This is a genomic window from Paracoccus sp. PAMC 22219 (assembly GCF_000787695.1).
Classification (GTDB): domain Bacteria; phylum Pseudomonadota; class Alphaproteobacteria; order Rhodobacterales; family Rhodobacteraceae; genus Paracoccus.
In genome coordinates, this window is record NZ_BBPH01000160.1 from 1 (window position 1) to 8,754 (window position 8,754).

The 8,754-nt window shown below is 58.6% G+C and carries 7 protein-coding genes and 1 pseudogene; 4 read left to right on the plus strand and 4 right to left on the minus strand.

Annotation, left to right across the window (positions count from 1 at the left end; genetic code table 11):
- Nucleotides 1-224: 224 nt before the first annotated feature.
- From TY51_RS16330 to TY51_RS16340, 3 genes and pseudogenes are all read right to left on the minus strand, one after another.
- A pseudogene (locus TY51_RS16330) lies at nucleotides 225-1,371 on the minus strand (IS3 family transposase).
- A 60-nt stretch (nucleotides 1,372-1,431) separates the two neighbouring features.
- The gene (locus TY51_RS24635) at nucleotides 1,432-1,668 is read right to left on the minus strand and encodes a type II toxin-antitoxin system RelE/ParE family toxin (RefSeq protein WP_081995173.1); all 237 of its coding nucleotides are present in this window, start codon (nucleotides 1,666-1,668) and stop codon (nucleotides 1,432-1,434) included.
- Nucleotides 1,622-1,864, minus strand: coding sequence for a type II toxin-antitoxin system ParD family antitoxin (locus tag TY51_RS16340; protein ID WP_042251430.1), 243 nt, complete (start codon nucleotides 1,862-1,864; stop codon nucleotides 1,622-1,624). The genes TY51_RS24635 and TY51_RS16340 overlap by 47 nt, the downstream gene beginning before the upstream one ends.
- Before the next feature lie 511 nt (nucleotides 1,865-2,375).
- Between TY51_RS16340 and TY51_RS16345 the strand changes: the two genes are divergently transcribed.
- From TY51_RS16345 to TY51_RS21315, 4 genes are all read left to right on the plus strand, one after another.
- Nucleotides 2,376-4,547: a site-specific DNA-methyltransferase gene (locus TY51_RS16345; protein ID WP_042251433.1), complete on the plus strand. Its 2,172-nt coding sequence runs from the start codon at nucleotides 2,376-2,378 to the stop codon at nucleotides 4,545-4,547.
- 3 nt (nucleotides 4,548-4,550) lie between these two features.
- The gene (locus TY51_RS16350) at nucleotides 4,551-6,740 is read left to right on the plus strand and encodes a DEAD/DEAH box helicase (RefSeq protein WP_197054805.1); all 2,190 of its coding nucleotides are present in this window, start codon (nucleotides 4,551-4,553) and stop codon (nucleotides 6,738-6,740) included.
- Complete coding sequence (locus TY51_RS22845) at nucleotides 6,698-7,138, plus strand: hypothetical protein (RefSeq protein WP_197054806.1); 441 nt, start codon at nucleotides 6,698-6,700, stop codon at nucleotides 7,136-7,138. The genes TY51_RS16350 and TY51_RS22845 overlap by 43 nt, the downstream gene beginning before the upstream one ends.
- Before the next feature lie 132 nt (nucleotides 7,139-7,270).
- The gene (locus tag TY51_RS21315; protein ID WP_197054807.1) at nucleotides 7,271-8,050 is read left to right on the plus strand and encodes a hypothetical protein; all 780 of its coding nucleotides are present in this window, start codon (nucleotides 7,271-7,273) and stop codon (nucleotides 8,048-8,050) included.
- Between the two features lie 61 nt (nucleotides 8,051-8,111).
- On the opposite strand, the gene TY51_RS22185 is transcribed toward TY51_RS21315, so the two are convergent.
- Nucleotides 8,112-8,447, minus strand: a complete 336-nt coding sequence (locus tag TY51_RS22185) for a hypothetical protein (protein WP_156118081.1) — start codon at nucleotides 8,445-8,447, stop codon at nucleotides 8,112-8,114.
- Between the last annotated feature and the right edge of the window lie 307 nt (nucleotides 8,448-8,754).

An 8,754-nucleotide genomic window follows, 5' to 3' on the forward strand; every position in this document is an offset into this window, starting at 1 on the left:
ATGATGAACAAAGACTGGCCAAGTTTTGGTCGCAGGCTCATGGTCCCTCCGGTGTATCCCCGCAGGCTAGTCTGGCAGCAGATGCGTCTCTTTGAAACCCGATGAGCCTATGTTTTAAAATGGAAGCAACGCCGCCGAAAGCTGGATCGGCTTTGGCGGCCAAGAAAGGCCGCTTTGCAGGCGGTCTTTAAGACTGAGCTGCTGCCGGTTTCGTGGACAGCAAGTTAAGCTAGCATAGCGCGGGCCTCGAATTCCATGGGGCTGATGTAGCCCAGCTTCGAGTGCCGCCTGCGCGGGTTGTAGAAGCGTTCAATGTAGTCGAAGACGTCGGCGCGGGCCTCATCGCGGGTGCGATAGACCTTGCGGTTGGTCCTCTCGATTTTCAGCGAAGAAAAGAAGCTCTCCATGGCCGAATTGTCCCAGACATTCCCGGCCCTGCTCATGGAACAGGTGATGCCGTTGTCGGCCAGCAGGCGCTGGAACTGCTCGCTTGTGTATTGGGAGCCCTGGTCCGAGTGATGCAGCAGCGCGTCCGCCTTGCCGCGGCGCCAGACGGCCATCATCAGGGCATCCATGACCAGCGTGGCATCCCTCTCGGCCTTCATCGACCAGCCGACCACGCGGCGGGAGAACAGGTCCAGGACAACAGCGACATAGAGCCAGCCCTGGGCGGTCCAGATGTAGGTGAAATCGGCCAGCCACTTCTGGTTCGGACGATCCGCTTCGAAATCCCGATCAAGGATGTTGTCGGCGATCACCGAGCGCTCGCCGTCGTCCTGGGGCTTTCCGCGTCGTTTTGGGCGTGCTTTCAATGCGTTCTGGCGCATCAGCCGCTCGATCCGATGAATGCCGCAGATCAGACCCTCTTCAAGGACGTCATGCCAGACACGCGGGCGCCATAGGTCCGGTCACTGGCCTTGAAACTCGTATCGATGGCCGTGACGAGCTTCGCATCAAGGATCGCTCGGTCGCTGAGAGGGCGGTTCAGCCATGCATGGAAGCCCGAACGCGAAACCTCCAGAACCTCGCACAGCCACCTGACCGGCCAGATGTGCCGGTGCTTCGTGATGAAGGCGAACCTCAAGTCGCTTCCCTCGCGAAGAATGCCGCGGCTTTTTTTAGGATGTCACGCTCCGCCTTGAGCTTGGCGACCTCTTTCTTCAAGGCTGCGATCTCTGCCAGCTCGGCACGCTGCTGGCCATTGCCGGGAAACGCCGTGACAGGGGCCGCTGCGGCCTCCCGCATCCAACGTCGCAGCACGCTCTCAGCCAGATCCAGATCCCGGGCTGCCTGCGCCACCGCAACGCCCCGCTCCGTCACCAGCTTCACAGCCTCAAACTTGAACTCCTTCGTGAACTTCCGTCTCACCATGTCCGATCTCCGTTTCCTTGGTCACGATCTTATCTTCGTGTCCACGAAACCGGCAGCAGCTCAAACAGGCGGACTAAACTCCAGTCGCTCTCGTGCAATCCTCGGCATAGTACAGAGCAGACCGAAAACAGCCGTGATCCCATCTACATATCTGTCTGCCTGCTCGGGTGACCACTCCGCCGCGCCGTGTAGCCAGATCTCTTCCATGTCGCCTTCAGCTTGGGGCGTAAGCCTGAGGCTGTAGCGTTCCTCAGCTAGCATGCTTGCGGCGCATCTTCGCCTTGAAGGCTGTGGCATCGAACGGCCGGGGGTCACCGCTTTGCAGACCCTCGGTGATGGCAGCTTGCAGCTGCCCAATCGCCTGGATGCGTTCCTGGTCACGCCGGATCAGATGTCGAATGTAGTCACTGGCATTGCTGAAGCTCCCCCCGCGGGCACGTTCTTCGACCCAGACCTTCATGGGATCGGGAATTGAGACGTTCATCGTGGCCATGAGAACCTCCGTTGGAATACGCTGCAATTATGACAATCCTTGCCATAACAATCCAGCCCTGATGGCGGTCCTTAGGATCTTTCTGACGAGTTGAACGCACCTCAAGCTCGAGATAGACGTCGCAGATGCCAGTATCCTTCGTGGATTAGGTAAGTTTGTAGGCGGTGCGGTCTGCAGTTCTGACAAAAGGGTAGCCATTAACGTCCATCCTAGCACAGACCGTAGCGGAGGACCAAAGGCGCAAGCCGCCATTCGGCTTGTCTGATCATACACTTGCGGTTTAATCTGCGTGCGTAAACGGCGGTTCTATCAGCTTATTTTTCAGGGCGTTCGGCAAGTTCGTCGCCGCCTAACAGGACATTAGATTGATGACAGCCGCGACCGCGTTTCCTACCATCTTGCCCGCCCACCGCCTGCCCGCTGTCCTGGGCGCGCATGCCTTGCTCCGCACGTCGCGCATAGGGCATCCCGGATGTGGCGCAGCTGCAGGTGCGAAGTCCGGGGACATGCAATGTCGCGTCTGACGGATCTGATCGCCCGGACAAAGGCTAAGGACAGCGCTCTGGGAGAAGAACTCGAGCGGGAGTTCAAGGCGCTGGCGTCTCGGCGGGCCTTCGGTCTGAACTTCGAACGGCACCGCCCCGAAAGCGTGGAACTGCCCGGCCGCCCAGTTCGGCGGGGCGACAAGGTGCGTATCCTGCCGCCGCGAAGCTCTGTCCAGCGCGCAGACCAGCGACTGTGGCGCGTCAAGCGAATTGACGGCAAGGGCAAGGTGCGGATGGCGCTGGTCGAACTGATCGACGCCGAGGCGCCAGAGACGGTGGATGTCGCGGTCGCCGATCTGGTCGTGGTGGCCGAGTTCCGGGATTACATCTACCCCGGCCTGGTCAGCACCGGGCGGGTGGAGCGCGGCGGCGACAAGCCGTTCCACACCGTGATCAACGGCGAGAACTTCCATGTGCTGGAGGCGCTGACCTACACCCATCGCGGAAAGATCGACGCCATCTACATCGATCCGCCTTACAATACCGGGGCAAGCGATTGGAAATACAATAATAACTACGTTGAAAAGGATGATCTCTACCGACACAGCAAATGGCTGGCGATGATGGAGCGCCGGCTTTCGGTGGCGAAGGTATTGCTGAATCCAGACAACTCGGTGTTGATCGCCACCATCGACGAAAAAGAGTACCTCAGGCTCGGCTTGCTTCTGGAGCAGGTGTTCCCAGAAGCGAGGATCAGGATGATTTCTACACAGATCAATCCTAAGGGTGTCGGCGTTAGCGAAGGCTTCAAACGCGTCGATGAGTATATTTTCATCGCACGTTTTGGCTCGCAAGATGTAACCCCGAGCTCTTCTCCACTCCTTGGATCTCGGCCGATAGACAGCGCCGAGAAGAACGAAGAAGGAGAGGAAGATGAAGGCACGCAAAAGATCGGCCTAGATTGGCAAACGGCTCGAAGGCGCGATCTCCAATCGGTTAGAAGGACCCGCCCCGGGCAATTCTATCCGATCTATGTGAATGAAACGAGCGGCCAAATTGAAGAGGTTGGGAAGCCAATCCCGCACGAACAAGATCGGCTCGATGTCGAAACTCGCCTTGGCTGCGTGGCTGTCTTTCCTGTCCGCGATGATGGCACCGAAATGAATTGGGGCGTGACCGGCCCGACCTTTATTGCCCGGTGGAAGAAGGGATTCGCTCGCGCAGGAAAGGCGCAACCCGGCAAACCACAGCCATACATCATCCAGTACTTGAAGAGTGGACCAATCGCTGACATCGAAGAAGGGAGGGCTGTTGTCGAAGGGTATAACCCCGATGGCTCGGTGATTGCCTACTATGAGCAGCTTGGCGCCAAAGCGCCGCCAACTCAGTGGAATCTTCGCTCTCATAACGCTGAACATTACGGGACGAAGACTGTTCGCGCACTATTGTCTGGGCGGAAGTTTCCCTTCCCAAAGAGCCTCTATGCCGTCGAGGATGTATTGCGCTTGTTTGTTCTAGCTAAACCGCAGGCAACAATTCTCGACTTCTTCTCCGGCTCTGGCACAACAGCCCATGCGGTCATGCGGTTAAACCGTCAGGACGGCGGGAGACGGCAATGCATCTCAGTCACAAACAATGAGGTTGCGGCCGATGAACAGGCAGAGCTTCGCGCTGCCGGCCTACGCGCCGGCGACCCCGAATGGGAAAAGCTGGGCATATGCGACTACATCACTAAGCCTCGCATCGCCGCTGCCATCACCGGCAAGACGCCGGAGGGAGCTGATATCAAGGGCGACTACAAGTTCACTGACAAATTCCCGATGGCCGAGGGGTTCAAAGAGAACGCCGAGTTCTTCACGCTGACGTACGAAGCGCCGGTCGCCGTCAGCCACAACCTCGCCTTCCAGCGCATTGCCCTGCTGTTGTGGATGCGCGCCGGATCGGAAGGGCGCCGCATCGACGATCTTCCCGCCGCCGGATGGGACGTGGCCGACACCTACGGTCTGCTCATGGACCTGGATCGCGCCGCCGCGTTTTGCGACGCGGCCGCCGCCCAACCGACCCTGCGCATCGCCTACGTTGTGACTGATGACGACCGCCGGTTCCAGGCGGTGGCGCGTGCGCTGCCCGACAGCGTCGAGCCGGTGCGACTCTACGAGTCCTACCTCTCCAATTTCCGCTTTTCGATGGGCCGCTGAGCCATGAAGTTCACACTCAAGGATTATCAGGAAGAAGCCGTTCGGGAGGTCCTGGTGAACCTCAAGAAGGCGTCGCGTCGCTGGCGCGAAGACGGCGACAAGCATGCCTTCTCGCTGACGGCCACCACGGGCGCGGGCAAGACCGTCATGGCGGCGGCCGTGTTCGAGGCGCTGTTCCACGGCGACGACAACTACGACATCGAGCCTGACCCGGGTGCCGTGGTGATCTGGTTCAGCGACGATCCGTCCCTGAACCAGCAGTCACGTTACCGCCTGCTCGAGGCATCGGACAGACTGTCGATCTCGGACCTTGTGGTGGTGCAAAGCACGTTCCAGCGCGAGTTGCTGGAACCCGGGAAGGTGTATTTCCTGAATACCCAGAAGCTGAGCAAGTCGAGCCTCCTGGTGCGCGGACACGATCCCGATGACGAGGGGATCGAGAAAGACGGCCAGATCCGGCTGATGCCTGACAGTCGCTCCTTCACCATCTGGGACACAATCCAGAACACCATCGATGACCCCGCGTTGACGCTTTACCTCGTGCTCGACGAGGCGCATCGCGGGATGCGCGCCGCGACAGGCGCGGGCGAGAAGACCACCATCGTCAAGCGGTTGATCAATGGCTCGGGACCGGTTCCCGGCATCCCGGTCGTCTGGGGCATCTCGGCCACGGTCGAGCGGTTCAACGCCGCCATGACCGACATGACGGGCCGCGCTACCCTGCCGAACGTGGTAGTAGATTCCGCCAAGGTCCAGGCGTCAGGTCTGCTGAAGGATACGATCATCCTGGACGTGCCGAAGGAGGCGGGGCAATTCGATACCGTGCTGGTGCGCCGCGGCACCGACAAACTGAAGGAGATTTCCTCCGCCTGGGAGGCCTATGGCCAGCAGCAGGACGATGCCGGAACAGTGCTGCCCCTTATGGTTCTGCAGGTCCCGAACGCGCCCGATCACAACGACATCGGCCGGGCTCTCGACACCATCTTCACGCAGTGGCCGGACTTGCTCGAGGATGCGGTGGCGCATGTGTTCGGGGAGCACTCCACCCAGACCTTCGGCCGCCACACCGTGCCCTACATCTTGCCAGAACGTGTTCAGGAATCGACGTGGGTCCGGATCCTGATCGCGAAGGACGCCATCAGCACGGGTTGGGATTGTCCGCGTGCCGAAGTCATGGTGTCGTTCCGGCCCGCTCGGGACAAGACGCACATCACGCAGCTACTGGGGCGCATGGTGCGCACGCCGCTGGCGCGGCGGATCCCGGGCAATGAGCGACTGAACTCGGTCGATTGCCTGCTACCGTTCTTCGACGAAGCCTCGGTCAAGGACGTTGCCAAGGCGCTGATGTCCGGTGGGGACGGCGGCGATGACCTGCCGGGTCGCCGCGTGCTGATCAACCCCGTTGAGCTGAAGCCCAATCCTGCGATCCCGGAGGCCGTTTGGGACAAGCTGCTCTCGCTGCCATCCCAATCCCTGCCGAAGCGGCATGCCCGTCCCGTCAAGAGACTGACGTCGCTGGCGCATGAGCTGGCCGTGGATGGATTGCTCGAGAGCGCTGGTAAGGCTGCCCACGCGGAAATGCACAAGGTGCTCGATGGCGCCAGAGCGCGCTACAAGGCGGAAATCGAGACAGCCCGCAAATCGGTTCTGACAGTCGAAGGCAAGAGCCTGAAGGCCGACCTGAAAGGCGGGGGCATGTCGTTTGACGACTTCCTCGAGGAAGCGGACTACGCCGTGATCGAGGACGCATATCGCAGGGCGGGCCGTGCGGTCACTCCAGATCTCGCAACGACGTACAGCGACTACTTGGCGCAGAGCGAAGGCGATGCGGACGACATGGAAGCTGCTCTTATAGAGGCGCACGTCACAGTTAGCGCTCTGGGGTTGGTTCCAGGCATCCGAGAGATGCTCGAGGCTGAGGCCGAGAAGCTGGCCAACCAGTGGCTCACTCGATTCAGGATCGATATCAAAAACCTCTCCGACGAGCGTCAGGACGTGTATCGGCAGATCCGGGAGATGAGTGCCAATCCCATGGATGTGGATCTGGCGCGTCCTATGTCATGGCTGCAGCGACGACGATCCGAGAAACGAACGGGTCAGAGACCCCACTGCCGTCATTCGAGAAGCACATGCTGTGTGACGAGCACGGGATGTTCCCCGAGGACTTTAATTCTTGGGAAGGCGAGGTTGTGAAATCCGAACTCGTACGGCCGAGAGCTGTCGCTTGGTATCGGAACCCTTCGCGAGCCAGTCAGGACTCGCTTGGTATTATCTACGAGGATGGAGGAGAACCGAAAATCGTCCGGCCAGACTTCGTTTTTTTCGCTCAGCAGGACGATGGGACCGTTGTCGCCGATATTGTCGATCCGCACGGCATTCAGTTCGGCGACGCGATGCCGAAGCTCAAGGGGTTGGCGCAGTACGCAGAACGCTTCGGTGATCAGTATCGTCGGATCGAGGCTGTTGCGAAGATCGATGACACGTTCCGTGTTTTAGACCTCAAGGAAGCTACGACGCGCACGTCGATTTCTACGGCAACAACCATAAAGGCACTTTATGAGGGCAAAAATGCCTCAGATTATTTGCCGTAAACACTGCCGAAGCTTAGCGCCAACGCTTGGCGCAAAGCTTACTTTGATAGGCTTTGTCGGCGCGAGCCATCTACTGCCCGGAATCAGCCTCCGGGAAACCCAGAGCGGTTCAAGCATTGGCGGATATCAGCAGTGTGCAAACTGAAGAATCTGAGTACGACAAGCATTGACAAATATCTGCTTCCAGACGGACTTGAGGTCTTGCGTCGTGAACTCAGCCTTGTGGACGTCATGGGACTGATCGAGCGGACCGCACGATGGGTCGATCCGAAAGCATTTGAGTATCTTCCTGTCTGGTACCCCGAACATGCGCGGCGCGGTCTGTTCTACAAGGGAAACTGGTCAGAACCGCAGATGAACACCAATCGGCAAACCCGTCTGAGCGTCCACAAGTCTGAAGGAAACATCCATGCGAATAAGGCACTAACGCTTGCACTGGGTCTTCGGTCTGATGAGCGGCCCAACTGGTCGTGCTGCCATATCTGGGGAGTGGACGACGCGCTCTACCAAGTGAGCAATTCCGTGGTGCAGGATCGGCGCTTTTTCTCCTGCGTTGCCAACATGGTTCTTCTCCCCACGCCGCTGAAGGCATTCACTGACGTGATGGCAGAGGTGAAAGAAATGCTCCGAGTTTGCGCGCTGCATCTCTACGGCTGGTCGTGTGGTCATGAGGAAGTATCGCACGTTTCCAAAGAGATAGTGAACTGGGCAGGTTGGGACGCCTATCCCGAAAGCTGGCCCAAACCTGGACGGGTTTCGCTGCCAATTGGGACCGTTCCGTTTTCCGAACGGATCAAGGATGCTGCCGACCGCAGGATGGCAACAATTCGTAAGGATTTGGCATCTGCAGGCCCTTACTACCCCCGTGAGGAGGTAACGAAGGTTCTTGCCTACTGGAATATTACGATCTGACCGCACTAAGCTGCTGTCTCTGGCCTTTAAAATTCATAGAGGATTCCTGCAAGCAGGCCTGCTAAATCTCATTAAGCCTTTCGGGGACAGAATGGGCCTCAAGGGCCTGAATGATAGCTTGCGCTACACCATTTCTGATCGCACGGCTTTCTTGTGCCTGTTCTAGGCCTAAGGAAACCAAGATGGCCCATACATAATCTGCTGCATCAAATGCCACAGCCGCAGCGATCGGCATGTTGTGAAACTCACCGACTCCATTCTGGATCTCAGCGATTAGCCGATCGGTGGCCGGTCCATGACGACGCAGCTTGTCGATCAGGTAAATGGGTATGGTCATCACGGAACTCGCATAAAAAGATTGTTTCTTACCTATGCCGCCATTGGTCTTTCCGTTCAATGATCGCTGAATGGACAGCGCCGAGTGCGTCGCCCCCCCGCCTGTCATAGTAAAGGCTGTCTCAGATAGGCAGCTCTATGATCATCTCAGCAATCTAGGGCTTTGGGGGCGAAATTACTTGTACTCTGATCGGCTACGCTCAGTTCACGACCGACAAACAGGACCTCGCTGTGTAGTGCGCAGTGCTCGAGACCCTGGGCGTCAGCGCGAGCTCGACGAGAGCGCTCGAAAAGCTTAGCCCCGTCAAAAAGTAGCTGCTCGATGGATCAATGACCTCCCCTGCCCCATGTTCAAAAACGATCGTTTT